The organism is Polynucleobacter asymbioticus QLW-P1DMWA-1, assembly GCF_000016345.1.
In the GTDB taxonomy this organism is placed as follows: Bacteria; Pseudomonadota; Gammaproteobacteria; order Burkholderiales; family Burkholderiaceae; genus Polynucleobacter; species Polynucleobacter asymbioticus.
The window spans coordinates 2,034,532-2,058,651 of record NC_009379.1; the positions used below are offsets into that span (position 1 = coordinate 2,034,532).

Below are 24,120 nucleotides of genomic sequence, written 5' to 3' on the forward strand. Positions count from 1 at the left end.
TTAAAGAACGACGCTCACAAGTGGATGTGTTGAGAGCGTGCGATACAACTCGTCTAACTGTTCACGGCTAGTAGCGGTAATTGGCAAAGTAATTCCCAAATAGTTTCCATCTTTTGATGGTCTTTGCTCAACCTTGCTCTCATCAAATGTAGGATCAAACTGTTTAGCAATGTGAATAATTGCTGGCAAGTACTCTGGGTTTGATTTGCCCATTACTTTAATTGGAAAAAGTGATGGGTATTCAATCAGGGATTTTTCTTCGGTCATAATTTTTCAGGGCCTTCTTAATTCTTTCGATGATCTGGCATACCTAACCAGGCGCTTGTAATAATGTTGCGAATACAGTGCAAGCGACGATGGAAAAAATGATCAGCGCCTGGTACAACTTGGACAGTCAGCTCTTGTGGTCGCGCCCAATCCAAAACATCAGTCAATGGGATCGTTTCATCCAGCTCACCATGAATTGCTAGGGTATCTGCGGGAACTGAAGCGAGCGTCCACTTACCTGCTGCGCTACCAATCATAACCAAGCGTTCTGCTGGTCGCCCTAGCTCAGCAAGTCTTTGTACTAAGTGACTTCCCACGAAGCTTCCAAAGGAAAAACCAGAAACAACTAGAGGCAAAGTATTCGCATTAGCCACCCAAGACTGATTAGCAGTGGCCTCGAATTGCGCCCAACTAGAGGGAGTACGCATCCAATCAGTGACATGCAATAAATCCTCTAATTCGCCAACACCATTGTCATGAACACCAGCAGTACCGCCCACTCCACGAAAGTTAGGCCGCACACTAACATAGCCCAATTGGTTAAATGCACGCGCCATTGTCTGTGCTACTTTGTTATCCATTGTTCCACCCATCAGCGGATGTGGATGAGCTACAAGTGCTAAGCCACGCACAGCAAACTCAGGGTTGGCTTTGAGCTCATCTGGAAGATCAATGGACATTTCCATTAACCCAATAACTCCATCAATCTGAATGACTTTGGTACGGCTATTCATGTGAATACTTTCAACAATAACTAAGAATATCTACGTTAACTGTAGCCGCTCTACCGGGCGACCATTGATTAAATGCGATTGAATAATTTCTTCTACGTCATCTTGATCAACCAAGGTATACCAAACCCCCTGCGGATAAACCACCATCACCGGACCATCTGCACAGCGATCAAGGCAACCTGCTTTGTTAACGCGAATCTTGCCAGGACCAGAAAGTCCCAATTCTTTGACTCTGTTCTTAGCGTATTCAAATAATGCAAATGCATTATGTCGATCGCAACAATCTTCGCCATTGCTTCGTTGATTTAAGCAAAAAAATAGGTGGTGTGAAAAGCTCATATAAAAATTATATTCATCAATGTTTTACCCGAAGATCCGCTGAATTGCGCATCATCCAAATAAAAGCTAAAGGCAGCCAAATGACTGAAACCCACTGCATTAGCTCATTAAAATGCAATAAGCGTCCTTGTTGCCAGTGTCTCAGAGTCAGAATGAAATAAGGATTATCAGGCAAGATATGAATTGCTACCGTAGCGATAATGAGGCATAGCAAAGCTAAGCCGGCCTTAGCTCTTTGGCTAAGACGTAAAGACCAGCGTAATGCAATCGTTCCAAAAAGCATTCCCCAGAATGCACCGGCCGTTAACCAAATAAAACTGAATTCGACTCCAAACTGCAGTGCGGTAAATAAAGTCTTGAGCAGCACCGTAAGGTAAAGTAAACCATTCAAAATCTGCCATTGAGGTGCCTTGGCACGCATGCCTAAAGAAAGTAACAGGCCAGCCCCAAGCCAGCATAGGCCAGTGATTAAGGTTTCTTGTGCTACCTGGTTAATTACAGTCGTTCCCCAGTCTATGGAGCCAAAGATGACATGGCCCCAAACACCAGTACCCAGCCATGAACTCTGGGGGTAAATCTGCGACCATGGAAACAGCAGAAACAAGGCGCAGGCAACCCAATTCAAACCAAACCATTGATCAAAGCGTCTCCGAATGGCGGTTCCGGACAACCATTGCGGGCCCAAGGGAATCGCCAATAAACCACCCAATAGACCGCCAGATACATTTGCCCACCAGTCCATCAAACTAGGAACGCGGGATGGCACCCATGACTGGAGTGTTTCAACACCCAATGCTAATAGAGCACTTAATGCCAACGCAATGCTAAGTGCCCGAAAATTGCGCCAACGAGGATAGGCAGCAAAAACCAATAGGAAGCCGAAGGGGATATAGGCCAATATATTGACCGTTACATCAAACAGGGTGATAAATCGAGGCAATGGGGCGGCAAGCCATGCCCATACCTCGATTCCATTCTGAAAGTCGAAATCAAATGGATTGAGGCTGATATAGAGGATCAGCAAGGCATAACTAAGACTAATTACTCTGGCTAAAGGCATAGCCTGCATAGGCCATACTAATTTGCGAGGGCGCTGAGCTTTGTGTTGCATTCCACAATTCTAGGTCAGACCTTTCTACAATGGCGAAATGACTGTGAATTGCATTCTTGAGCGTGTAGCTGAGACTCGATCAACCAACGACGATCTATTAGAGCGTTGGCGAGCTGGCAGCCTTATAGACCCCGTGGCACGCATCGCTTACAAACAGACTGCGGGCAAAGGTAGGGCTGGAAGAACTTGGCTGGCTAATCCTGAGGACACCATCTGCTTTTCTTTGGCCTTCCCCTTCCATCAGAGCCCTGCTGAACTTTCAGGATTGAGTTTATTGGTTGGGCTAGCAGTGATTTCAGGGCTCGCTCAAGCCTGTAATCTTTCGGAGGCCACATTTTTTGATGCGGGCCTGAGACTAAAGTGGCCCAATGATTTATTGCTTAATAACGCCAAATTGGGCGGGATTTTGATTGAAGGGGGTCAGGCTAAATCCGGCGACCCCACTTGGATGATTGTGGGTATCGGCATTAATTTGCGCAACGCAAAAGAGATTGAAGTGGGGCTGGGGCAAAAGATTGGCTCGCTAGATCAACTCCTTCCAAGTTCGATCACACCCCCTGATATGGAATATGTGTGGATCAAGTTGTTAGAGTCCCTTCAGGGGTATTTCAAGCAATTTGCCCAATCTGGCTTTGGATCATTTCATTCGCAATGGTCTAGATGGGATGCATACGCAGGACAAGTGGTTTGCATCTCCGGCGCAGGGAAAGACTCCATTATTGGAACTGCCAAAGGTGTTGATGCGAATGGCGCTCTCCTATTAGAGAATGAACATGAAACAATCTGTGTTTATGCCGGTGATGTATCTTTGCGAGCCAAACCATGAGTCTCTATCTATTATTTGACGTTGGCAATACCCGTCTGAAATGGGCGGCTGTTGAATCTTCTCAAAAGCCATCTGATCAACAAAAAAAGTTATGGGCTTACTCAGGCTCTATTAGCAGCAAATCCCTGCAATCTCCGGAACACAAAGCCGAGCTAGCAGATTACATCGCTAAAACATTACCGAAACCAGATGCTATTGGATTTAGCTGTGTAGCCGGGGCAGATGCCATTGATAATCTCAAATCCCTTTTTCCACAATGGGGGGATATCGAGTGGAAACAATTACGCGGAGACAGTAGTTATGAAGGGATACGCACGTTATATCAAGACCCTAGTAAATTGGGGGCTGACCGTTTAGCTGCTGTCATTGGAGCGCGCGCACTTTCAAAGAGCAATACTCTCATCATCAATGCCGGCACCGCTACTACGATTGATTTACTGGGCTCGAATGGCCTGCACTATGGCGGCTGGATCCTACCAGGCTTAGGACTCATGCAAAAAAGCTTGGAAGCCAATACAGCGCAATTACCGCTAGCGGTTCGTGGGGATGCACCACTAGGCTTTGGGCGTTCCACAAATGATGCCATTATTGGTGGATGTGATGCCGCTCAACTTGGCGCCATTCAATTTGCAATTGATGTTGCTAAAGATCTGAATCATCCAGTCGAAAGAATTTGGCTTGATGGTGGAAACTCTAAAGTGATTGCAAGCGAAATAAACCGCTTGGGGAAACTCAAGTCGCTCACGATTGAGCCCTCAGAAGGATTGGTGCTAAGAGGTCTCTGGGCGTGGCTTCTGAATAATCCCTAAAGAAAATATCAAGAGCGAATCTTGCCGAGCAAAGTAGTTGTAGATCGCTCATATAAAAATGGAATCGCAATCGCTTTACCACCCCAGGTCTTCACCAAATGGGTTTCTGCCAATGTGTCAATTTCATAATCACCGCCCTTAACGTAAATATCGGGGCGTATTTTTTCGATGAGATTGACTGGAGTTTGTTCTGTAAATAAAACAGCCATATCAACGCTTTCCAAGGCTGCCAATAGTGCTTGACGATCCGCCTCTGAGTTAATAGGCCTATCATCGCCTTTACCCAACATCTTGACTGATGTATCTGAATTCACTCCGACGACCAAGCTTGCTCCAAGTGCACGTGCTTGAGCCAAATAACTGGCATGACCTCGATGCAAGATATCGAAAACCCCATTAGTAAACACAAGGGGTCTTGGTAGCTTAGCAATGCGTTCCACAAGCTGCTCCTGGGAACACACTTTTGTTTCAAAAGAGGGTGGGAGTAAAGAGCTCATTACGCAATATTAATGGCATTGTGTGGTGCAAGCGATATTACCGATAATGTCTTAGACTTGGGTACTCAATATTCGAACAAAAAAAGGCAATATGATCCGCAAAATACTCGCCAAATTGGCTTACTTTGCCTGCTCCTTTCTTATTCTAGGCGTGGCAATGGAGGGCGCTATAGCTGCGCCGGCCTGTAGCCCGCTGCTATCTCATACTTTTTTGCGCCTACAAGATGAAGCGCCACAGAATCTTTGCCAATATCAAGGGAAAGTCATTTTGGTCGTTAATACAGCCAGCTTTTGTGGATTTACGAGCCAATATGAAGGTCTCGAGAAAATTTACGCTAAATATAAAGATCGAGGCTTTGTCGTTTTAGGATTCCCCTCAAACGACTTTGGACAACAAGAACCTGGAAGCAATAAAGAAATTGCTGACTTTTGTAAAAACACGTATGACGTCAAATTTCCCATGTTCGCTAAAAGCGTAGTATCAGGAAATAATCCAAACCCACTTTTTAAAATGTTGATCGCTAAGACGGGCACTACGCCAAAGTGGAATTTTTACAAATACCTCATCAATCGAAATGGCGAAGTGGTCAACTCATTTAATAGTATGACGAAACCTACTAGCCCCAACGTCACCAATGAAATTGAAAAATTGTTAGAAGAAAAACCGCAATGAGCAAAAAGCGGATTGCCATTGTTGGCGCAGGTATCTCTGGCTTAGGCTGTGCTTATGCATTACGTCAACATCCGGGTATTGAAATCACGCTTTATGAAGCGGGTGATCACATAGGTGGGCATAGCAACACCGTAGACCTGACTTGCACTATCGATGGCAAAGAAGTAATTCATGGAGTTGATACGGGCTTCCTAGTATTTAATCGTAAGACCTATCCGCGCTTGGTGCGTCTTTTTGAAGAAATTCAGGCCCCAGTATCACCCTCTGAAATGTCCTTCTCGGTATCTATTGATGCCTCAGAGAAAACTCATGGGCATCGGAATATTGAATGGGCCGGTAACGACCTAAACTCCTTCTTTGGACAAAGATCCAATCTCCTATCCCCATCGTTCTGGAGAATGGCTTACGACATCTTGCGCTTTAATCGCTTGGCAACCAAATTAGCACAGGAACAAATAGACGCGGGGCATCAATACGCAAAACCAGATGAAACGATTGCACAATTCCTGAAAAGAAATCGCTTTAGCCAAAGCTTTAAAGAAAACTATTTTTTACCAATGATTGGCGCTATTTGGTCTTGCTCAGTCGAGCAGATGCTGGAGTTCCCAATCCAAACCATGATTCGGTTTTGCCACAATCACGGTTTATTGCAGATTCAAAATAGACCCCAATGGCTGACGATACAAGGCGGTTCACGCGAATACGTCAAACGCCTTGTCAAAGCCTTAGAAAACCATCGCATCACTATTAGACGCGAAGCAGCGCTGCGTATCAATGTTACCCAGGATGGAAGTGCTCCCGTCGAAATTGTGAGCACTTCAGGATCAAGCCTATTTGATGAAGTAGTAATGGCTTGTCATAGCGATCAAACATTAGACCTTGTGCATGGAATGAGCGCTCAAGCAAAAAATATTTTGTCAGCAATTCCATATCAAAAAAATCGCGCCATTCTTCACACCGATAACCGCTTTCTTCCAGAAAATAAGCGCTGTTGGGCTGCGTGGAATTACACAGCCAAATCTGGAATTGCGCCATCATCAAAACAGCACGTCAGTGTGAACTATTTAATCAATCGCTTGCAGCCCCTTCCAAAAGAGCTTCAAAATACACCAATTATTGTGAGCTTAAATCCCTCTACCGACCCCGACCCGAACTTGGTTCACAAAGAAATTTTCTATTCACATCCGGTATTTGATATGCATGCTATACAGGCACAGAAAGAGCTACCGCTCATTCAAGGCGTCTCTTCGATTTGGTACTGTGGTGCATGGACTGGATTTGGCTTTCATGAGGATGGATTGCGCTCTGGAGAACTGGTAGCAGAAGCCTTGATTGAGAGCATGCGTTTGCCAATTCAATCCATCCCCAAGCAAGATACGCAATAAATGAATCAGCCAAAGATTAACTTTGGAGTAGTGAAACATCGTCGCTTTAGACCGGCCTCGAATGCATTTGGTTATGGTGTTTTTACACTGTCTATACCAATGCGTACTCGCAAAATACATCCAGAAATTCTAAGTGAGCGCGGCCTCAAAGACAACCGTAGCGGTCTATTCTCTTTTTTTGATAAAGACCATGGGCTGGGTGGTTCAGATAGCTTGGCATGGATTGAAAAAATCTTAAAAGACAATGGCATTCATCATGACGATGGTGAAATTTGGCTTCATACTTTTCCTAAAGTTCTGGGGTATGTATTTAATCCTGTGAGTTTTTGGGTATGCACTCAAACAGATGGGCAAGTGATTGCGGTGCTAGCAGAAGTGAACAATACTTTTGGAGAACGTCACTGTTATCTATTACATAAAGATTCTAATGAGCCCCTCCGCTCAGGAGAAACACTCACTAGTAAAAAAGTATTTCACGTGTCTCCGTTTTGCGAGGTTCAAGGGGAGTATCGTTTTCGCTTCCTCTTTCCCCAAGATAGTCTCAGTAAAAACAATGCTGTTTACCGCATTGAACTACATGAAGACCAACTCCCACTCATCCATACCAGTATTAGCGGTACCAGTCGCCCACTAAGCCAATCCGCTTTATTGCTTGCCTTCATGCGCTACCCCCTGATGAGTTGGGGAGTAATTTTCCGCATTCATTGGCAGGCATTGAAATTATGGCTAAAAGGTGTACCCTTTCATTCAAAGCCAAATCCACCTGAATTAGAAGTCAGTAAATGAATCGTCCCGGACACACCTTACTCTCGCGGCTCAACTTTTCAGGGCCAAAGAAATCAACACATTCAACGAACCAAGTACCCATTAGCGCACAAACTGTCTTAGGTATCTTGTCTCAACTACGTAGTGGTCATTTAACAATTACTTTACCGAATGGCGAGGTAAATAAATTTGGCAATACAGCAGATGCTTTACACGCCGACATTCAAGTGTTGGACTGGTCATTCTTTAAGCAACTCTTATCCCATGGAGATATTGGCTTTGCCGAAAGCTATATTCGCGGCGAATGGAATACTTCTAACCTAAAAGCGATTCTGGAATTAGCGATTCGTAATCGCACCATTCTGGAGAAAGCAATCTACGGAAGTTGGCTTGGATCGATTCTGTATCGCCTTAAACATTGCCTACGTGATAACTCAAAGGCAGGTAGCCGTAAGAATATTCATGCACATTACGATTTAGGTAACGCCTTTTATAGTCTGTGGCTTGATCCAACAATGAGCTACTCCAGCGCATGGTTCTCAGATGGGGACAAGCAAACTTTGGCTGAAGCTCAACGCGCCAAAATTAAACGTATTCTTACCTCTCTTGATACCAATCCCGGTGACCATATTTTAGAGATTGGTTGTGGCTGGGGCGGTGTAATGGAAGAAGCCCTACGTAACGAGACTGCGATTACTGGGCTTACTCTTTCAACCGAGCAAAAAGCTTATGCGGAAAAAAGACTTGCCAATGTGTCTTCACAAACATCCAATGCCAAACACTTCGAAGTACGTCTTCAGGATTATCGAGATTGCCAAGAGCGGTTTGATGGAATTGCATCAGTAGAAATGTTTGAGGCCGTTGGTGAAAAACATTGGCCTGAATATTTTCAGACGATTGCCAAATGCCTGAAGACTGGCGGCAAAGCATGCGTACAAACCATTGTGATTGCTGAAGAACTCTTCGAGCGCTATAGACACAATACTGACTTTATTCAGCAATATGTATTTCCAGGAGGCATGCTGCCCTCGCGCGCTAGCTTTAAAGCAAGTGCCGCAAAGGCCGGGCTTCAGATTGAGAATGAATTTGCATTTGGGGTGGACTATGCCAAAACCCTCTGCTTATGGCGAGATAGCTTTAATTCAAAAGTTCAAGAAGTTCGTCAACTAGGATTTGACGAAGCCTTCATTCGACTCTGGAATTTTTATCTCATGTATTGCGCCGCAGGGTTTGCAGAGCGTAATATTGATGTGGTGCAGTTCACATTAAGCCATCAGACCAACACAGCATCTAGGGATGCGATCAAAGCATGAGGCAAAAAGGAGTTGATCAGTTTGCCAGCAAACGGGTTTGGATTATTGGCGCCTCCAGCGGTATTGGTGAAGCTTGCGCTAAAGCCCTCATCCAAGCAGGTGCAAAGGTAGCTCTTTCGAGCAGACGAGTAGAACGATTAAATGTCATTGCTCAATCCGCCTCCACAAATCAGGCTTTAGTTTTTCCCTTAGACGTCACCCAAACAGATCAATTAAAAGCAGCTTACGATTGCATTCTGAATGGCTGGGGTGGAATTGATATTTTGCTATTTGTATCGGGCATGTATGTTCCTCTGCGTGCTGATCAATTTGATTTCCAGATAGCCGAGCAAACGATTGATGCCAATTTACTTGGTCCGATGCGCGCAGTATCTCTTGTACTTCCTGAAATGCTCAAAGCACATAGTGGGCATATCGCCATCGTTGGCAGTGTTGCAGGCTATAGCGGACTGCCTAAAGCCCTTGCCTATGGGCCAAGTAAAGCCGCCATCATTAATTTCTGTGAGAATTTGTATTACGACTTACTGCCAGAAGGCGTAAGCGTTCATATGATTTCTCCTGGATTTGTGGCTACCGAGGCAACCGCTCAAAATGACTTTGAAATGCCTGCCTTAATAAGTGCCGAAGAAGCTGCAAATGAAATACTGAAGGGGATACAAGAAGGTGAATTTGATATTCACTTCCCTAAACGATTTTCAAGATTCTTGAAGTTTCTCAGAATCCTGCCTTACCCAGTGTATTTTTGGATTGTGCGCCGCTTTGTCAAAATCTAAGCAGCGCATTCCTCAGTAAAGATTTACTGCTTGTACTTATCTTTACGAATTTTTTCTTCCAAATAATCCATTACGGCAATGGCCTTCGCTTTGCTGCCAGCGATAGAGGGAGAGGTGACATATTTTCCCTGCATCACAATCGTAGGAACACCTTCAATGCGATAAGCCTCTGTTAATTGTTTTGCTGCGCGTGCCTTAGACACCACAGCAAAAGAACGATAGGTTGCTAAAAAAGTATTCTTATCAATACCTTGTGAGGCAACCCAATCAGCAATTTCTGTCTCAGTCATTAAGCGCTTGTTTTCTTTATGCATGGCATACATGACTTTTTCATTCATTGCCTCACCTTTGCCCATTGCCTCAAGCGCATAAAACAACTGGCTGTGCGGCAAAAAATCATCCCGAAATGCCACTGGCACTCTGCGGAATACAACATCTTTTGGTTGACGCTTCACCCAAGCACTCAGGTCAGGCTCAAAGTCATAACAATGTGGGCATCCATACCAAAAAAATTCAATAACTTCGACCTTCCCTTTGACCTCTACTGGTTGAGGCGCTTGCAAGATACGGTAGTCAAAGCCCTCTTCCATTTTTTGACCTTGCGCGTTTGCAAGGCCACTTAAAAATAGAAAGGTTGTGAAAACAAAAATTCTTTTGCTTAGTGAGATCATGATGGATTATTTTTTATTTACTAGTTTTAATCAAGGTTGGCTTAATACCCATACCACTTAATTTATCGCGCACAGCATTACTCTCATCCACACTGTTGTATGGGCCTGTACGTACGCGCCAAAGAGTGTTGCCATCGCTGGTCAGTTCACTCAATTGCGTTTGAATTCCTTGAATTGCCAACGTCGCTTTTTGTGCATCCGCATCAGCGCGCTTGGCAAATGCGCCTACTTGCAAGAAGTAAATAGCTTCCGTCTTTGGTGTAGGGGTAGCAGCAGTATCAGCCGATTTTTTACCATTTACTAAATCGCCGATAGGATCCGACGAAGCTGGGGCAGGTGCTTTACCTTGCAAAGGTTTATTTAGGTCCAATGGTTCTACTGGTGCAGCAGGCTCTCCTTCAGTGGGAGCGGCTGAAGGCTTAATGGTGAGGGGTAGATTCGGTGCACGCACTCCAGGCCGCTCTTGAGGTGTATTTTTAGAAAGATAAAACGCAATAACGAAAGCAATGCCAAGACCTACTGCTAGGCCAAAGATAAAGCCCAAAATAGTGCCGCCATATTGTGCATCGCTAGGGATCTTGTCTTGTTCCTGCTTCATGAAGCCAGTTTGTTGATTCGGTTTATTCATCATGTCCTCATCTTACATTTTCACCTCATACATTACTACTACATCTTTGCGGGTGCAGAGACCCCTAATACCCTTAGACCATTTTGAAGCACTTGCCGAGTAGCAGATAGCAGTGCAAGACGCGCTAATTTCAATGCTGGATCATCTATTAATACCCGATCTGCGTTGTAGAAGGTATGGAAATCTCCTGCTAAATCACGTAAGTAAAAAGCGAGCGCATGTGGAGCTAATTCTGCAGCCGCATCCGTCAATACTTCAGGATATTCAGCCAGACGTCTTAACAAATGATCTGAAGCTTTGCTTTGCAAGAGAGACAAATCTGCACCAGCTAAATCACTAGGCTTTCCGTCCCATTGCAGCAGGATAGAGGAGATACGCGCATGAGCATACTGCACATAGAACACCGGGTTCTCATCGTTTTGTTGCAATGCTAAATCAATATCAAATACAAATTCTGTATCTGCTTTTCTGGAAATTAAGAAAAAGCGTACAGCATCACGACCACGTTGCAATGCCAACTCACGCTCTTCTGGAGTCATTTCTGAAGTAACGCCACCAGACCATTCAACCAAGTCGCGCACAGTCACATAAGAGCCAGCACGCTTAGAAATTTTCACTTCTTCGCCATGACGCATCACAGTAACCATCTTGTGCAAAACATAATCGGGATAGGTTTTCGGAATATCCCAACCGCGCTTTTGAGCAACGCCCTGCAAGCCAGAGCGCACACGGGCGATCGTGCCATGATGGTCACTACCCTGCACATTAATCACTTTCTGAAAACCACGATTCCACTTGCTGGCATGATAAGCAACATCTGGTACAAAATAAGTAAAGCTACCATCAGACTTACGCATCACGCGATCTTTATCATCGCCATCATCTGTCGTCTTTAACCACAAAGCACCTTCTGCTTCATAAGTCTTGCCAATGCTCTGAAGATCTTGAACAATCTGGGCTACGCTGCCATCGGTGTACAAGGAAGACTCTAAGTAATAGCAATCAAATTGAACGCCGAAGGTTTTTAAATCAATATCTTGCTCATTACGCAAATAAGTAACTGCGAATTTACGAATCGCCTCAAGATCATCTTTGTAATCTGGTGATACTTTAAATGCGGCAGCAATTTCAGCAATGTATTCGCCGTTATAGGCTTGCTCAGGCCATTGCGGATCGCCTGGTTTAAAGCCCTGCAAACGTGCTTGAACAGAAAGAGCCAAATTGGCAATTTGTACACCAGCATCGTTGTAATAAAACTCACGATGCACTTTAGTTCCTTGCGTTGCCAATAAGTTTGCTAACGCATCACCCAAAGCAGCTTGGCGCCCATGACCCACGTGAAGCGGTCCAGTAGGATTGGCTGAAACAAATTCGATCATGGCACTTGCCGCGGGGCCTGAAGCTGGTGTCAGCTGGCCAAAATGGGTTCCAGAACCCAGAATTTCACTTACTACTGCAGTTTTAGCGGCATTGCTCAAACGAAAATTAATAAACCCAGGGCCAGCAATTTCACAAGATGCAATGAGCTCCCCATAACCAGGCTGTTTTTGTAAGTGCTCGACTAGAGACTGGGCCAACTCCCGCGGATTTAGTTTCCAAGGCTTAGAGAGCTGGAGGGCAATATTACAAGCGACATCACCGTGATCTACAGCCTTAGGGCGCTCTAAACGGGGGGTTGGCGCCTCATCCAGGCCACGCTCCTGAGCCAAGCCCTGAAGGGCAGCACTCAGCATTTCAATTAAACGATTTTTATTAGTCAGCAACATAGATAAGTGAGTTTATCAGGTGGTAAGCTATCGAAATGATCTATCAATTCCGCTCTAAAGCTGGTCCAGATGTCATCATGCTGGCCGATCTGACTAAGAGAATCTTTGATATTTTGGGACGCCCACTGGAACCCAGAGGCATCCTTACTGTAGAGCAACTGCCTGAACTCATTACCTCCCTAGAAACAGCCATCCTAAAAGATCTTGAGGAGCGCTCCAAAGCAAAAGGTGAAAATGAAGAGCTGGCTGAAAAACCCAAATTAGCAGATCGACTTGGTCAAAGGGCCTACCCTTTCCTTGAGCTCATGAAGCAAGCTAAAGCAAAAAACGAACCAGTAATGTGGGGTGTTTAATCCAATAAGCTCGCAAGTTGACGGCGCGTATCTTCAACTGATTGACCCCGGCGCTTCGCAAGATCTTCCACCTGATCGTTTGAAAGCTTACCAACATTGAAATACCGAGCATCAGGATGAGCCAAATAAAACCCGCTCACGCTGGATGCAGGATTCATGGCCATTGATTCAGTTAACGTCATACCAATATCTTCAGAACCAATAACTCGCAATAGATCTTGCTTTACCTCATGGGCTGGGCAGGCAGGATAGCCAGGCGCTGGACGAATACCGCGGTACTCTTCATTAATCATTTGATCATTTGTCAGAATCTCATCAGTCGCATAACCCCAGAGATCAGTACGCACACGATGGTGCATCAACTCAGCAAATGCCTCTGCTAGGCGATCAGCCAAAGCCTTCAACATAATTGCACTGTAGTCATCATGCTTTGCCTGAAATTCAGCAACTTTCTTTTCTACGCCGTGACCAGTGGTAACTACAAAACAACCTAAATAGTCAGCCACGCCCGAATCTTTTGGTGCCACATAATCAGCAAGGCAACGATTAGGTCTGCGAACACCATCCACAATGGGTCGCTCAGACTGTTGACGCAAGTTATGCCATACAAAGAGAGGATGTTGGCGTGCTTCATCGCTATACAACACGATATCGTCGCCAATCGTATTAGCAGGATAGAAAGCGACTACTGCATCCGCCTGCAACCATTGGCCTTTAATTAACTTATCTAACAATGCCTGTGCATCTTCAAATACTTTGCGTGCCTCAACGCCAACAACCTCATCATCCAAGATTGCCGGAAACTTGCCAGCCAAGTCCCAGGTCTGGAAAAATGGTGTCCAATCGATATATTTAGCTATGTCGCTTAAGGCGAAATTCTTAAAGACTCGACGGCCAATAAATTTAGGCTTTTCGGGCACATAAGCAGCCCAATCAATCATTTCTCGATTCTTGCGTGCAGCCTCTAAAGAGATAGTTGGCGCCGCTTTTTTATTGGCATGCTGCTCACGAATGCGGACATAGTCATCGCGTAAGTCTTGAATAAATTTTTTGGCACTTTCGTCAGAAAGCAAGCTAGAGGCAACAGATACCGAACGTGAAGCATCAGGAACATAGACCACTGGACCGTCATAGTGCGGAGCAATCTTCACAGCAGTATGAACGCGCGAGGTTGTTGCGCCACCAATCATCAATGGAATTTGGCGTTCACGGAAATAGTCATCACGTTGCATCTCTTGCGCAACATAAGTCATCTCTTCCAAAGAAGGGGTAATCAAACCTGAGAGACCAACAATATCTGCCTTCTCTTCTTTGGCGCGCTTCAGAATTTCAGCACAAGGAACCATCACACCCATATTGGCAACTTCAAAGTTATTACATTGCAACACCACCGTCACAATATTTTTTCCAATATCGTGAACGTCGCCCTTCACGGTAGCCATCACAATCTTGCCTTTGGCTTTTGCTTCACCACCTGCGGCAACGTGCTGACGCTTTTCTTCCTCAATATAGGGAATTAAAATCGCAACAGCTTGTTTCATGACACGAGCACTCTTCACTACCTGAGGCAAAAACATTTTGCCGGCACCAAATAGATCGCCGACAACGTTCATACCATCCATGAGTGGGCCTTCAATGACCTCAATAGGTCTGCCACCTGCACTCATAATCTCTACACGCAGCTCTTCAGTATCGCCTTCGATGAAATTAGTGATCCCATGAACTAAGGCATGTGTCAGCCGCTCACGCACAGGCGCTTCACGCCACACCAAATTCTCAACCTGTTTTGCGCCACCACCTTTAAATTGATCAGCGATATCGAGCAGACGCTCTGTTGGCGTCTTGCCATCTTTTTCTTTAAAGCGATTAAGCACTACATCCTCTACGCGCTCGCGCAATTCAGGATCTAGATCGGCATAGACACCTAACTGACCAGCATTCACAATACCCATGTCCATACCCGCCTGGATGGCGTGATACAGGAACACTGTATGAATAGCCTCACGCACACGGTCATTGCCGCGGAAGGAGAAGCTTACATTCGATACGCCACCACTTACCTTTGCGCCAGGAAGGTTTTCTTTAATCCAACGCGTGGCATTAATAAAGTCGACTGCATAGTTGTCATGCTCTTCAATACCAGTAGCAATTGCAAAGATATTGGGATCGAAAATAATATCTTCAGCAGGAAAGCCAATCTCATTGACTAAGATGTCATAGCAACGTTTGCAAATTTCAGTTTTACGTTTAAAGGTATCAGCCTGACCTACCTCATCAAAAGCCATTACCACGGAAGCTGCACCGTAACGACGGATAAGGCGCGCCTGCCTGCGGAAAGGCTCATCTCCTTCTTTCAAGGAGATGGAGTTTACGATTGGCTTGCCCTGAATACACTTTAATCCCGCTTCGATAACACTCCACTTGGAGGAGTCGATCATGATAGGAACGCGAGCAATATCTGGCTCTGAAGCAATCAGATTTAAGAAGCGCGTCATCGCTGCCTCTGAATCCAACATTGCCTCATCCATATTAATATCAATGACTTGAGCACCGTTTTCAACCTGCTGACGAGCGACAGCAAGTGCTTCATCAAATTGATTATTCAAAATCATGCGAGAAAATGCTTTAGATCCTGTCACGTTGGTGCGCTCACCAATATTGACAAAGCCAACAGCTGGGGTGACATTGAATGGCTCAAGTCCAGAGAGCTTCATAGCTGGCACGGATTTTTTATCTATCTGACTCATACAGACTCCTCTGTATTTTCACGATAGAAGGCACGGGGCTTACGCTTAGCAACTGCATTAGCAATTGCACGAATGTGATCCGGAGTAGTGCCGCAGCAACCGCCAACTAAATTGACTAAGCCGTCTTTAGCAAAACCATCGACCAGACTAGAGGTGATATCAGGAGTCTCATCAAACCCAGTATCACTCATTGGATTAGGCAAGCCCGCATTGGGATAGCAAGAAACTGCGGCATCGCAAATTCGGGACAACTCTGCAATATATGGACGCATCAGAGCGGCACCCAGCGCACAATTTAAACCAAAGGTGAGGGGTTTAATGTGACGCAAACTATTCCAAAACGCTTCTACCGTTTGACCAGAAAGAATTCGTCCAGAAGCATCGGTTACTGTTCCGGAAATCATCACTGGTAAACGCTCTCCGGTTTCTTCAAAAAATTCATCGAGCGCAAACAATGCCGCTTTAGCATTGAGCGTATCAAAAATAGTTTCCACTAAAAATAAGTCAACACCACCTGCAAATAAGCCTTCAATCTGCTCGCGGTAAGAGGCACGCAAAGCATCAAACGTAACATTACGAGCGCCTGGATCATTTACATCAGGGGAAATACTGGCGGTCTTTGGTGTGGGCCCAATTGCGCCCGCTGCAAAGCGTGGCTTGTCAGGAGTGCTGTATTTTTCACAAGCAGCACGGGCTAATTTTGCAGAGACTTCATTCATCTCACGTGCTAAGCCGGCCATTTTGTAATCCTCTTGAGCAACAGATGTGGCGCCAAAAGTATTGGTTTCAATAATGTCAGCACCAGCATCTAAATATTGCTCGTGAATTTTGCTAATGATCTGTGGCTGAGTTAAAACTAATAATTCGTTATTGCCTTTGATATCGCCAGGATGGCCTGCAAAACGAGTATTGGTGGGTAAGCCGCGGTAATCGGCCTCACCTAATTTATATTGCTGAATCATGGTCCCCATAGCGCCATCCAATATGAGGATGCGCTGCTTTAAGAGCTCAGGAAGCGCTTGACCGCGGGTGTAGGGCTGGGATAAACCATTAAATTGCATTGTTAGCCGGGAATAATCTCTAGAATCCCTTATTCTATTGGAAAAGCCACTTTAAATTTACCCTGGAGCCCTTATGTTTGGAACCATTCCTGAATTCAATCAAAGCCTTGAAATGTTTAAAACCATGTGGGGACAAGGCGCAGCGGGTCAGGCTGGGCAATTTCCCTTCACTGCTGACGCTTCTAAGGCCGCTGGAGGCTTTGCATCAGCATTTCCTGGTCTAGATGTAGACGAACTTGAAAAACGCATTAAAGACCTGAAAAGCGTTGAGAATTGGCTAAATCTAAACCTCAATATCCTGAAATCTACCATTCAGGGTCTAGAGGTACAGCATGCCACCATGATGGCACTAAAGTCCTTTGGTGATGCTGTCTCTGCAGCAGGCGCTGCTGCCACTGGCACTAGCGAAGAAACCAGCACCAAAACTAGGACTACGAGCGCTAAACCACGGAAAACCGCAACACGCCGTCCTCGCAAAGCTGGCGACGCAACTTTCCTTGACGAAGTAGGTAATTCAGATGAGCAATAGCTTCGCCCATGGCGAAAGTCAGTTGATGAATATCTAATTCACGCTTAAATAAAACCGGCACTATCTCTCGAGCATGCGCCGGTTTTTTACATGCGCCGAGCGCTTCTGCCAAACGCTCATCATGATGGGCTTTTAACTGGGCAATACGCGGCTTCATGCCGGTAAAAGGCTTGCCATGGGAAGGCAATACCAAAGCATCGTCAGGTAACGGCAAGTAACGGTCGAGTGATTGCAAATACAAACCTAGCGGGTCTGCATCAGGATCGGCATCATAAACACTGACGTTAGTAGAGATGCGTGGCAATAACATATCACCAGAAATTAATACATTTAACTCTTTGCAAAAAAGCGAAGCGTGTTCCGGGGCGTGGCCATAACCCATGATGACCTCCCATGTTCGCCCGCCAATCTCAATCAACTCACCATCAAGAATACGGCGATATTGGCGTGGAACTCCGGGAACCATATTGCTGTAGTAATTCGAGCGCGCCCGAATTTTTTCTAAATCTTCTGGCGTGGTTAAACCATGCCTTTGAAAATGGTCTGCTGAACCACCGCCACCAGCGCGCGCACCAATCGCAGCACCGCCCTCTTTGCAGCTAAGCCATTGAGCGGTGAGGTAGTCCGTCATTGAAATCCATAATGGCACCTTCCATTTTTCACAAAGCCATTGCGATAAGCCTACATGATCAGGATGCATATGGGTCACAATCACACGGAGCACTGGCATACCGTCTAATTGCGTTGCAAAAATGGCTTCCCAAGCAGCCCTAGTTTCATCATTTGCAATGCCGCAATCCACAATGGTCCAGCCATTTACCCCATCAATTTGGTCACGTAGCATCCATAAATTAATATGGTCCAAAGCGAATGGCAGACGCATTCTAAGCCAGCGAACTCCAGGTGCCACCTCTATGGTTGCGCCGATCTCAGGCAAACTCTCGCCTAAGGGATAATGAATATCACTCGCAGTACTGGATTGTGTTTTTGCGTTCATCGTTATTTATCTATTTATATATCGCTTGGATTTACTTTGACTTCAGTTCCATCACCTTGCATCAACTTATGCGACATGAATCCCGAAAATGGTTACTGTCGAGGATGCTATCGCACGCTCAATGAAATCGCAGACTGGTCTGATTTATCTAATATGGAAAAGCTTGCGGTTTGGTCGCAACTGTCTAAACGCAAACCCCAAGCTCCCCAATAGGTACTTACTTATCGATTCACGTCAACGATTAATCGTCCGCGCACATTTCCAGCCATCAACTCTTTCGCATACTTGATTGACTCCTCTAATGTAATTTCATGAGAAATCTCATCAAGAGTTTTCAAGTCCAATAATTTACTGAGTTGCTCATACGCCGCAATGCGTTTGGCGCGAGGGACTGTGACGCTATTGATTCCATACAAAGTTACACCACGCAAAATAAATGGTGCCACGCTTGAAGGAAAGTCCATTCCTTGCGCAAGACCGCAAGCGGCAACAGCGCCATCACTCTTGGTTTGTGCGCACGCATTTGCCAAAGTATGACTACCTACGCTATCAATTACGGCAGCCCAGCGCTCTTTAGCAAGGGGCTTTCCAGGCTCTGACAAGCTTGCGCGGTCAATGACTTCAGCTGCGCCTAATTTCTTTAAATATTCAGCTTCGGATACGCGCCCAGTACTGGCCACCACAGAAAAGCCCAATTTGTGCAGCAAAGTAATTGCAAAACTTCCCACTCCCCCTGCCGCGCCAGTAACAAGAACCTCTCCATCGCTTGGCTTTAGACCATGGCCTTGCAATGCCATTACTGCAAGCATGGCGGTATATCCCGCCGTACCAATTGCTAAGGTTTGTTTTGCTGTAAGTCCTTTAGGTAAAGGTATCAGCCACTCAGACTTCACTCGCGCTTGTTGAGCCAGTCCACCCCAATGACCCTCTCCAACACCCCAGCCATTGAGAAGCACCATATCCCCGACTTTATAGTCGGGACTACTGCTTTCCAGAACCTCACCAGCAAAATCAATACCGGGGACTAGGGGAAACTTTCTAACAACAGGTCCTTTACCAGTAATTGCCAGGCCATCCTTGTAATTCAAGGTGGAATAGAGCACTTTGACCCGAACATCGCCTTCTGGCAGGCTGGCTTCATCTACTTCCGAGAGCTCAGCCCGATAACCTTGCTCATCCTTATTTACTAATATCGCTTTAAACATGTCTCTTCCTTTAAATAGGGGTGGTTTCCCCACAATGATTCCCTAATAGGTTTATCCTAACGAGCATTGACAATTATGGAGGTTTCCATGAAAAAAATTCTACTCTTAACTGCGATTTCTAGCTCATTACTAGTTGGGTGCTATTCCACAGAGCTCAGTATGTCTATGGGAAATATGCGCTTAATTAATTCCAGCGCCGCCCCTCAAGATGTGATGAACTACGCAACCAATGTCTGTAAGAATGATTTTTACCAAGGCGCCAGCTTTATATCCAAGGCAGGCAAGGAATATCGCTTTAAATGTGTACAAGCCGAAGAAAATGAAGTGCTGATTCCTATTCCAGGAACAGTAATTGAGCCTGAAGCAACAGCACAAGCAAAGTAAATTCAATCTAATGACCCCTTTTACCTCTCAAGAGCTTCGCAAAGGATTCGCTTCATTTGCAACTGGGGTCACTGTAATCACTTGTATGGATGAAGCGCAAAGTGCCCATGGCATCACCATTAGCTCATTCAACACAGTCTCTCTAGAGCCGCCCCTTATTTTGTGGAGCCTTAAAAAACATTCCCGCTTAACTCCTTGGGTTGATGTGGGTAAAAAGCATTTGATCCATGTACTAGAACGCTCCCAAGAAAATTTGGCGATGCACTTTGCTACTGTGAAGCAAGATCAATTTCAGGGTGTAGCCCATCAATTAGCAAACAGCGGCCTTACTCAAATTGAGGGCTGCGTTGCCTACTACGAATGTGAAACGGTTTCTATCCACGTTGGCGGTGATCACAACATCATTGTTGCCAAAGTTATTAATCTAAAAAATCATCCTGAAAAAGAACCTCTCATCTTTGCACGTAGCAAATTCTTAGGCCTCGATTTTTCTGAACTTCAATTCGGCTAAAAGCTCTCAATCTATTTAAGGAAATGCCATGATGCGTTTATGGGGTCGCAAAAGTTCCATCAATGTCCAAAAGGTATTGTGGTGTCTTGCAGAGCTTGGCCTTAAAGAAGGGCAAGATTTTGAACGTATCGATGCAGGCCTTCAATTTGGCATCAATCGCTCCCCTGAGTTTCTAAAACTCAATCCCAATGGCCTAGTTCCCACGCTTCAAGATGGCGATGTGGTTCTCTGGGAATCCAATACCATCATGCGTTACCTGGTGCGTATGCATGACAAAGTGAAACGCTTTCCAACAGATGTCAAAAGTCAGTACAGCTCAGAAAAGTGGCTTGATTGGCAACTGGCCTCTATGTGGCCTCCTTTGCGGACTACCTTTTTAGGTCTGACACGCGTACCAGAAGCTGAGCGCAATTACGAAGCAATTCAAAAGGGTTACCAAGAAGCAAATCAATTATTTGGATTGCTTGATGCAGTGCTTGCTACTCAAGATTTCAGTGCGGGCAATCATTTTCAGATTGGTGACATTGCTCTTGCTTTATGTGTACATCGCTGGGTTTTACTCCACCAGGCTTTCCCGGAAAAAACAGGGCCAAAAGCAGATCTTAAGAATGTTACCCGCTGGCTCAAACAACTAGAGACACAAACTCACTTCCTAGAGTTTGCAGACAAAGAACTCAATATTGTTGTGTAGTGTTTTAAGTTGACGCGCATTCAGTGGTGTGAACTTAAAAGCCTTCTCAAGTCTCTTTAAATTTCTTTTGATGATGGTCTGCGCCAATAAATAGATACATCGCAGGCACCACGAATAAAGTAAACAGGGTACCAATAGATAAGCCGGTAAAGATCACAATGCCCATCGACTGTCGACCTGCAGCACCTGCCCCAGAAGCAATCACCAAAGGTAAGACGCCCAATACCATGGCTGCGGTGGTCATCAGAATAGGCCTCAAACGTACGCTACTAGCCTCCACAATCGCATCTAATTTGCTGCGCCCAGCTTCTTGTAATTCATTGGCAAATTCGACAATCAAAATTCCGTGTTTACTAATCAAGCCCATCAGCGTTACCAAACCGACCTGCGTATACACGTTAAGCGTCGTAAAACCTAAATTAATAAAAATTAATGCGCCAAATAAAGCCATCGGTACAGAGACCAAGATCACGATAGGATCGCGGAAGCTTTCAAACTGCGCAGCAAGCACCAAGAACACAATCAAAATCGCGAAGAACATCGTTACCAAGAAGCCGCCTGACTCAGCCATGAACTGACGAGAGGGTCCAGCGTAGTCCATGCTGTAGCCGTTAGGGGCAACTTCTTTCAAGGTCTGGCGCATATATTCCAGCAAGTCAGCCTGCGAAATAAATGGTGTACTTACTCCAGAAATCGTTGCTGAGTTCAGTTGCTGAAAGTGGTTAATCGATTGTGGAACTACTTTTTGTTTGATGCTGGCAATCGTGCGCGCTTGAACCATGGCGCCACTAGGGGTACGAATGTAGTAATCCAAGATTTGATCTGGATTTAAGCGATCTACCTGTTTTACTTGAGGGATTACCTTATAAGAGCGGCCCGCTACTGAGAAGTAGTTCACATACCCACCACCCAATGCTGCAGAGAGGGCGGAGCCCACTTGTTGCTGAGTCATTCCTAAGGCGGCTACCTTCTCTCGATCGATCACTAATACGTCTTGTGGCTTATCAATCTTTAAATCGGAATCCACAAAGAAAAAGTTGCCACTCCGTCGTACTTTATCTAAAACAGCTTGAGATACTTCATTAAGCTGCTCGTAGGACTCAGTCGTATTAATAACTACTTGCACCGGTAAGCCCTGAGCACCTGGTAATGCAGGAAACTGGAAAGCAGCTACCCTAGCGCCTGCAATCGTATTCCACTTTTGCTGCATATCTTCTTGGAACTTGGTTGCATTACGACTACGTGAGCTCCAGTCTTTTAGCAAGATTCCGCCAAAGCTAGACGTTGGACTGGTAATTTGGAATGCCTGTTCATATTCGGGTTCAGCGCTAGCAATTGCATAAATCTGATCCGCATACGTTTGCATTTGAGTCACGGTGCTATTGGGAGGGCCAGAGGCTTGCATCAAGACAATGCCTTGATCCTCTGTAGGCGCTAATTCTGAACGAGCAGTTGAATAGAGATACGCAACACCACCCAATAAAATTGCCCCCATCACAATAATGACTTGCCAGGTACTGAGCAATTCACGCAGAGTCGATTGGTAGCTATGGTGTACCTTATCAAAGATCTTATCGATCTTTTGCACAAACGGAGAGGCCTCTTGCTCTTCAGTAAAGATGCGGGAGCACATCATAGGGGAAAGCGTTAAGGCAATCAAACCCGATACTGCAACTGCACTAGCCAAGGTAAAGGCGAACTCAGTAAATAAGGCTCCTGTTAAACCACCCTGAAATCCAATCGGAATATATACAGCAATTAAGACGACTGTCATCGCCAAAATTGGGCCGCCTAATTCTCGTGCGGCAATCAAAGACGCCTCTAAAGGAGACTTGCCCTCCTTCATATGACGGTCAACGTTTTCCACCACAATAATGGCGTCATCCACCACCAAACCAATTGCGAGAACCAAGGCCAAGAGGGTAAGCAAATTAATGGAATAGCCCAAAATCTGCATTAAGAAGAAAGTGCCAATTAATGACAGGGGCATTGCTATTACCGGAACAGCTACTGCACGCACGCTTCCCAAGAAGAGATAAATCACCACCGTCACAATAAATAAGGCTTCAAGCAAAGTGGAGACCACCTCATCAATAGAGCTGGTAATAAATATCGTGGAGTCATAAACAATCTTTCCCGTCATTCCGATAGGAAGTTGCTTCTGAATGCTGGGGACTACATCACGCACCCGCTGCGCGACATCCAATAAGTTAGCTTGTGGGGCAACTTTGATCGCAATAAATACCGATTTCTTGCCGCTAAAGGCCACATTGGTGTTGTAGTCTTCCGAACCTAAAGTGACTGTCGCCACCTGATCAAGGTAGACGATATTAACGCCATCATTCTTGATGACCAATTTACGAAACTCATCCAATGTATGTAAGTCTGTTCCTGCAACTAAGTCGACAGAAACCATATCGCCTTTGGTGCTTCCCACTGCAGATAAGTAGTTATTGGCAGACATAGCGCTAAAGACATCATCAGCCCCTACACCCAGACCAGCCATTTTTTCGCGATCTAGCCAAGCGCGTAATGCAAATTTACGACCTCCTGTGATCTCCGCATTCTGCACACCCTCAACTGAATCCAGCTTTGGCTTAACGACCCTTAAGAGGTAATCGGTAATCGCATTATTAGGAATCTCATCACTGTAGAAACCCATATACATCGCTGCAGTGGACTGACCGACCTGAACTGTAAGAACAGGTTGTTGTGCTTGTGGTGGCAGTTGGTTCTTCACCGCGCTAATTTGCGTCTGAATCTGAGTCAATGCCGCATTGGAGTCGTAATTCAGCTTCAAGGTAGCAATGATGGTCGATACACCACTCACGCTAGTTGAAGACAAGTAATCAATACCCTGTGCTTGCGCAATAGATGCCTCTAGAGGTTGCGTAATGAAGCCTGCAATCGTCTCTGGATCTGCGCCATAATAGGCAGTAGTAATCGTGACAATCGCATTTTGCGTCTGCGGATATTGATTGACCGGCAATGAGCCAATCGCCTTCAAGCCAAACACCAGGACAAGCGCACTCACCACCAGCGAGAGCACTGGCCTGCGAATAAATAGATCAGTCCATTTCATGGG

General features: G+C 45.4%; 26 protein-coding genes. 13 read left to right on the forward strand and 13 right to left on the reverse strand.

All coding sequences use genetic code 11. The features are described 5' to 3' along the window. Genes PNUC_RS10170 through PNUC_RS10185 form a run of 4 tightly spaced genes read right to left on the reverse strand, consistent with a single transcriptional unit; the run spans position 1 to position 2,451 of the window. Positions 1-267 (reverse strand): YbeD family protein, encoded by a 267-nt coding sequence (locus PNUC_RS10170; RefSeq protein ID WP_011903798.1) that lies wholly within the window; start codon positions 265-267, stop codon positions 1-3. Between the two features lie 17 nt (positions 268-284). Further along, the gene (locus tag PNUC_RS10175; protein ID WP_011903799.1) at positions 285-1,001 is read right to left on the reverse strand and encodes an alpha/beta hydrolase; all 717 of its coding nucleotides are present in this window, start codon (positions 999-1,001) and stop codon (positions 285-287) included. A gap of 30 nt (positions 1,002-1,031) precedes the next feature. Beyond that, on the reverse strand, positions 1,032-1,340 hold the full coding sequence (locus PNUC_RS10180; RefSeq protein WP_011903800.1) for a (2Fe-2S) ferredoxin domain-containing protein: 309 nt from the start codon (positions 1,338-1,340) through the stop codon (positions 1,032-1,034). Between the two features lie 16 nt (positions 1,341-1,356). Then, the gene (locus PNUC_RS10185; RefSeq protein ID WP_011903801.1) at positions 1,357-2,451 is read right to left on the reverse strand and encodes a VanZ family protein; all 1,095 of its coding nucleotides are present in this window, start codon (positions 2,449-2,451) and stop codon (positions 1,357-1,359) included. 37 nt (positions 2,452-2,488) lie between these two features. On the opposite strand from PNUC_RS10185, the gene PNUC_RS10190 reads away from it, so the two are divergent. Continuing rightward, a complete protein-coding gene (locus tag PNUC_RS10190) occupies positions 2,489-3,277 on the forward strand; it encodes a biotin--[acetyl-CoA-carboxylase] ligase (RefSeq protein WP_011903802.1) in 789 nt (262 codons plus the stop codon). Continuing rightward, entirely contained in the window at positions 3,274-4,086 is an 813-nt protein-coding gene (locus tag PNUC_RS10195; RefSeq protein ID WP_011903803.1) for a type III pantothenate kinase, read from the forward strand. The genes PNUC_RS10190 and PNUC_RS10195 overlap by 4 nt, the downstream gene beginning before the upstream one ends. Positions 4,087-4,094: 8 nt before the next feature. Here PNUC_RS10195 and rfaE2 read toward each other — a convergent pair whose 3' ends face one another. Beyond that, complete coding sequence (gene rfaE2, locus PNUC_RS10200; RefSeq protein ID WP_011903804.1) at positions 4,095-4,583, reverse strand: D-glycero-beta-D-manno-heptose 1-phosphate adenylyltransferase; 489 nt, start codon at positions 4,581-4,583, stop codon at positions 4,095-4,097. A gap of 91 nt (positions 4,584-4,674) precedes the next feature. Between rfaE2 and PNUC_RS10205 the strand changes: the two genes are divergently transcribed. Genes PNUC_RS10205 through PNUC_RS10225 form a run of 5 tightly spaced genes read left to right on the forward strand, consistent with a single transcriptional unit; the run spans position 4,675 to position 9,492 of the window. Beyond that, the gene (locus PNUC_RS10205) at positions 4,675-5,256 is read left to right on the forward strand and encodes a glutathione peroxidase (protein ID WP_011903805.1); all 582 of its coding nucleotides are present in this window, start codon (positions 4,675-4,677) and stop codon (positions 5,254-5,256) included. Beyond that, positions 5,253-6,641, forward strand: coding sequence for an NAD(P)/FAD-dependent oxidoreductase (locus PNUC_RS10210; protein WP_011903806.1), 1,389 nt, complete (start codon positions 5,253-5,255; stop codon positions 6,639-6,641). Before PNUC_RS10205 ends, PNUC_RS10210 begins: the two co-directional genes overlap by 4 nt. After that, the gene (locus tag PNUC_RS10215; RefSeq protein WP_011903807.1) at positions 6,642-7,427 is read left to right on the forward strand and encodes a DUF1365 domain-containing protein; all 786 of its coding nucleotides are present in this window, start codon (positions 6,642-6,644) and stop codon (positions 7,425-7,427) included. Further along, the gene (locus PNUC_RS10220) at positions 7,424-8,719 is read left to right on the forward strand and encodes an SAM-dependent methyltransferase (protein ID WP_011903808.1); all 1,296 of its coding nucleotides are present in this window, start codon (positions 7,424-7,426) and stop codon (positions 8,717-8,719) included. Before PNUC_RS10215 ends, PNUC_RS10220 begins: the two co-directional genes overlap by 4 nt. Then, positions 8,716-9,492, forward strand: coding sequence for an SDR family NAD(P)-dependent oxidoreductase (locus tag PNUC_RS10225; RefSeq protein ID WP_011903809.1), 777 nt, complete (start codon positions 8,716-8,718; stop codon positions 9,490-9,492). The genes PNUC_RS10220 and PNUC_RS10225 overlap by 4 nt, the downstream gene beginning before the upstream one ends. 23 nt (positions 9,493-9,515) lie before the next feature. Here the strand turns inward: PNUC_RS10225 and PNUC_RS10230 are convergent, their stop codons facing one another. From PNUC_RS10230 to argS, 3 genes are read right to left on the reverse strand one after another with little or no spacing between them, the layout of a single operon-like run. Beyond that, positions 9,516-10,163: a thiol:disulfide interchange protein DsbA/DsbL gene (locus PNUC_RS10230; protein WP_011903810.1), complete on the reverse strand. Its 648-nt coding sequence runs from the start codon at positions 10,161-10,163 to the stop codon at positions 9,516-9,518. 13 nt (positions 10,164-10,176) lie between these two features. Next, on the reverse strand, positions 10,177-10,794 hold the full coding sequence (locus tag PNUC_RS10235) for an SPOR domain-containing protein (RefSeq protein WP_143070088.1): 618 nt from the start codon (positions 10,792-10,794) through the stop codon (positions 10,177-10,179). Positions 10,795-10,829: 35 nt separating this feature from the next. Beyond that, positions 10,830-12,557 (reverse strand): arginine--tRNA ligase, encoded by a 1,728-nt coding sequence (gene argS, locus PNUC_RS10240; protein WP_011903812.1) that lies wholly within the window; start codon positions 12,555-12,557, stop codon positions 10,830-10,832. A gap of 35 nt (positions 12,558-12,592) precedes the next feature. Between argS and PNUC_RS10245 the strand changes: the two genes are divergently transcribed. Continuing rightward, positions 12,593-12,910, forward strand: a complete 318-nt coding sequence (locus tag PNUC_RS10245) for a DUF1840 domain-containing protein (RefSeq protein ID WP_011903813.1) — start codon at positions 12,593-12,595, stop codon at positions 12,908-12,910. Here PNUC_RS10245 and metH read toward each other — a convergent pair. Both metH and PNUC_RS10255 read right to left on the reverse strand, forming a co-directional pair. Continuing rightward, positions 12,907-15,657, reverse strand: a complete 2,751-nt coding sequence (metH, locus tag PNUC_RS10250; protein ID WP_011903814.1) for a methionine synthase — start codon at positions 15,655-15,657, stop codon at positions 12,907-12,909. The two genes, PNUC_RS10245 and metH, sit on opposite strands and share 4 nt — an antisense overlap. Next, entirely contained in the window at positions 15,654-16,718 is a 1,065-nt protein-coding gene (locus tag PNUC_RS10255) for a homocysteine S-methyltransferase family protein (protein ID WP_011903815.1), read from the reverse strand. Before PNUC_RS10255 ends, metH begins: the two co-directional genes overlap by 4 nt. Before the next feature lie 73 nt (positions 16,719-16,791). Here PNUC_RS10255 and PNUC_RS10260 point away from each other — a divergent pair, with 73 nt between their 5' ends. After that, positions 16,792-17,247 (forward strand): PhaM family polyhydroxyalkanoate granule multifunctional regulatory protein, encoded by a 456-nt coding sequence (locus PNUC_RS10260; protein ID WP_048812164.1) that lies wholly within the window; start codon positions 16,792-16,794, stop codon positions 17,245-17,247. On the opposite strand, the gene PNUC_RS10265 is transcribed toward PNUC_RS10260, so the two are convergent. Further along, a complete protein-coding gene (locus PNUC_RS10265; protein ID WP_011903816.1) occupies positions 17,159-18,244 on the reverse strand; it encodes an MBL fold metallo-hydrolase in 1,086 nt (361 codons plus the stop codon). The two genes, PNUC_RS10260 and PNUC_RS10265, sit on opposite strands and share 89 nt — an antisense overlap. On the opposite strand from PNUC_RS10265, the gene PNUC_RS10915 reads away from it, so the two are divergent. Next, on the forward strand, positions 18,203-18,457 hold the full coding sequence (locus PNUC_RS10915; RefSeq protein ID WP_080512740.1) for a DUF1289 domain-containing protein: 255 nt from the start codon (positions 18,203-18,205) through the stop codon (positions 18,455-18,457). The two genes, PNUC_RS10265 and PNUC_RS10915, sit on opposite strands and share 42 nt — an antisense overlap. 8 nt (positions 18,458-18,465) lie before the next feature. Here PNUC_RS10915 and acuI read toward each other — a convergent pair whose 3' ends face one another. Beyond that, positions 18,466-19,449 (reverse strand): acrylyl-CoA reductase (NADPH), encoded by a 984-nt coding sequence (gene acuI / locus PNUC_RS10270; protein WP_011903818.1) that lies wholly within the window; start codon positions 19,447-19,449, stop codon positions 18,466-18,468. A gap of 87 nt (positions 19,450-19,536) precedes the next feature. Here acuI and PNUC_RS10275 point away from each other — a divergent pair, with 87 nt between their 5' ends. From PNUC_RS10275 to PNUC_RS10285, 3 genes are read left to right on the forward strand one after another with little or no spacing between them, the layout of a single operon-like run. Continuing rightward, a complete protein-coding gene (locus PNUC_RS10275; protein WP_011903819.1) occupies positions 19,537-19,833 on the forward strand; it encodes a hypothetical protein in 297 nt (98 codons plus the stop codon). Continuing rightward, complete coding sequence (locus PNUC_RS10280) at positions 19,802-20,344, forward strand: flavin reductase family protein (protein WP_223245984.1); 543 nt, start codon at positions 19,802-19,804, stop codon at positions 20,342-20,344. The genes PNUC_RS10275 and PNUC_RS10280 overlap by 32 nt, the downstream gene beginning before the upstream one ends. A gap of 28 nt (positions 20,345-20,372) precedes the next feature. Next, complete coding sequence (locus PNUC_RS10285; protein WP_011903821.1) at positions 20,373-21,035, forward strand: glutathione S-transferase family protein; 663 nt, start codon at positions 20,373-20,375, stop codon at positions 21,033-21,035. A gap of 46 nt (positions 21,036-21,081) precedes the next feature. Here the strand turns inward: PNUC_RS10285 and PNUC_RS10290 are convergent, their stop codons facing one another. Continuing rightward, positions 21,082-24,117, reverse strand: a complete 3,036-nt coding sequence (locus PNUC_RS10290; protein WP_011903822.1) for an efflux RND transporter permease subunit — start codon at positions 24,115-24,117, stop codon at positions 21,082-21,084. Positions 24,118-24,120: the final 3 nt, after the last annotated feature.

What these genes read in the sequence shown, in the direction of transcription:
- rfaE2 (WP_011903804.1), bottom strand. Translation starts at nt 4,583, where the DNA reads ATGAGCTCTTTACTCCCACCCTCTTTTGAAACAAAAGTGTGTTCCCAG.
- PNUC_RS10220 (WP_011903808.1), top strand. Translation starts at nt 7,424, where the DNA reads ATGAATCGTCCCGGACACACCTTACTCTCGCGGCTCAACTTTTCAGGG.
- acuI (WP_011903818.1), bottom strand. Translation starts at nt 19,449, where the DNA reads ATGTTTAAAGCGATATTAGTAAATAAGGATGAGCAAGGTTATCGGGCT.
- PNUC_RS10180 (WP_011903800.1), bottom strand. Translation starts at nt 1,340, where the DNA reads ATGAGCTTTTCACACCACCTATTTTTTTGCTTAAATCAACGAAGCAAT.
- PNUC_RS10915 (WP_080512740.1), top strand. Translation starts at nt 18,203, where the DNA reads ATGAATATCACTCGCAGTACTGGATTGTGTTTTTGCGTTCATCGTTAT.
- PNUC_RS10210 (WP_011903806.1), top strand. Translation starts at nt 5,253, where the DNA reads ATGAGCAAAAAGCGGATTGCCATTGTTGGCGCAGGTATCTCTGGCTTA.
- PNUC_RS10245 (WP_011903813.1), top strand. Translation starts at nt 12,593, where the DNA reads ATGATCTATCAATTCCGCTCTAAAGCTGGTCCAGATGTCATCATGCTG.
- PNUC_RS10195 (WP_011903803.1), top strand. Translation starts at nt 3,274, where the DNA reads ATGAGTCTCTATCTATTATTTGACGTTGGCAATACCCGTCTGAAATGG.
- PNUC_RS10290 (WP_011903822.1), bottom strand. Translation starts at nt 24,117, where the DNA reads ATGAAATGGACTGATCTATTTATTCGCAGGCCAGTGCTCTCGCTGGTG.
- PNUC_RS10190 (WP_011903802.1), top strand. Translation starts at nt 2,489, where the DNA reads ATGACTGTGAATTGCATTCTTGAGCGTGTAGCTGAGACTCGATCAACC.
- PNUC_RS10260 (WP_048812164.1), top strand. Translation starts at nt 16,792, where the DNA reads ATGTTTGGAACCATTCCTGAATTCAATCAAAGCCTTGAAATGTTTAAA.
- PNUC_RS10255 (WP_011903815.1), bottom strand. Translation starts at nt 16,718, where the DNA reads ATGCAATTTAATGGTTTATCCCAGCCCTACACCCGCGGTCAAGCGCTT.
- PNUC_RS10285 (WP_011903821.1), top strand. Translation starts at nt 20,373, where the DNA reads ATGATGCGTTTATGGGGTCGCAAAAGTTCCATCAATGTCCAAAAGGTA.
- PNUC_RS10185 (WP_011903801.1), bottom strand. Translation starts at nt 2,451, where the DNA reads ATGCAACACAAAGCTCAGCGCCCTCGCAAATTAGTATGGCCTATGCAG.
- PNUC_RS10175 (WP_011903799.1), bottom strand. Translation starts at nt 1,001, where the DNA reads ATGAATAGCCGTACCAAAGTCATTCAGATTGATGGAGTTATTGGGTTA.
- metH (WP_011903814.1), bottom strand. Translation starts at nt 15,657, where the DNA reads ATGAGTCAGATAGATAAAAAATCCGTGCCAGCTATGAAGCTCTCTGGA.
- PNUC_RS10225 (WP_011903809.1), top strand. Translation starts at nt 8,716, where the DNA reads ATGAGGCAAAAAGGAGTTGATCAGTTTGCCAGCAAACGGGTTTGGATT.
- PNUC_RS10235 (WP_143070088.1), bottom strand. Translation starts at nt 10,794, where the DNA reads ATGATGAATAAACCGAATCAACAAACTGGCTTCATGAAGCAGGAACAA.
- PNUC_RS10205 (WP_011903805.1), top strand. Translation starts at nt 4,675, where the DNA reads ATGATCCGCAAAATACTCGCCAAATTGGCTTACTTTGCCTGCTCCTTT.
- PNUC_RS10230 (WP_011903810.1), bottom strand. Translation starts at nt 10,163, where the DNA reads ATGATCTCACTAAGCAAAAGAATTTTTGTTTTCACAACCTTTCTATTT.
- PNUC_RS10215 (WP_011903807.1), top strand. Translation starts at nt 6,642, where the DNA reads ATGAATCAGCCAAAGATTAACTTTGGAGTAGTGAAACATCGTCGCTTT.
- argS (WP_011903812.1), bottom strand. Translation starts at nt 12,557, where the DNA reads ATGTTGCTGACTAATAAAAATCGTTTAATTGAAATGCTGAGTGCTGCC.
- PNUC_RS10275 (WP_011903819.1), top strand. Translation starts at nt 19,537, where the DNA reads ATGAAAAAAATTCTACTCTTAACTGCGATTTCTAGCTCATTACTAGTT.
- PNUC_RS10265 (WP_011903816.1), bottom strand. Translation starts at nt 18,244, where the DNA reads ATGAACGCAAAAACACAATCCAGTACTGCGAGTGATATTCATTATCCC.
- PNUC_RS10170 (WP_011903798.1), bottom strand. Translation starts at nt 267, where the DNA reads ATGACCGAAGAAAAATCCCTGATTGAATACCCATCACTTTTTCCAATT.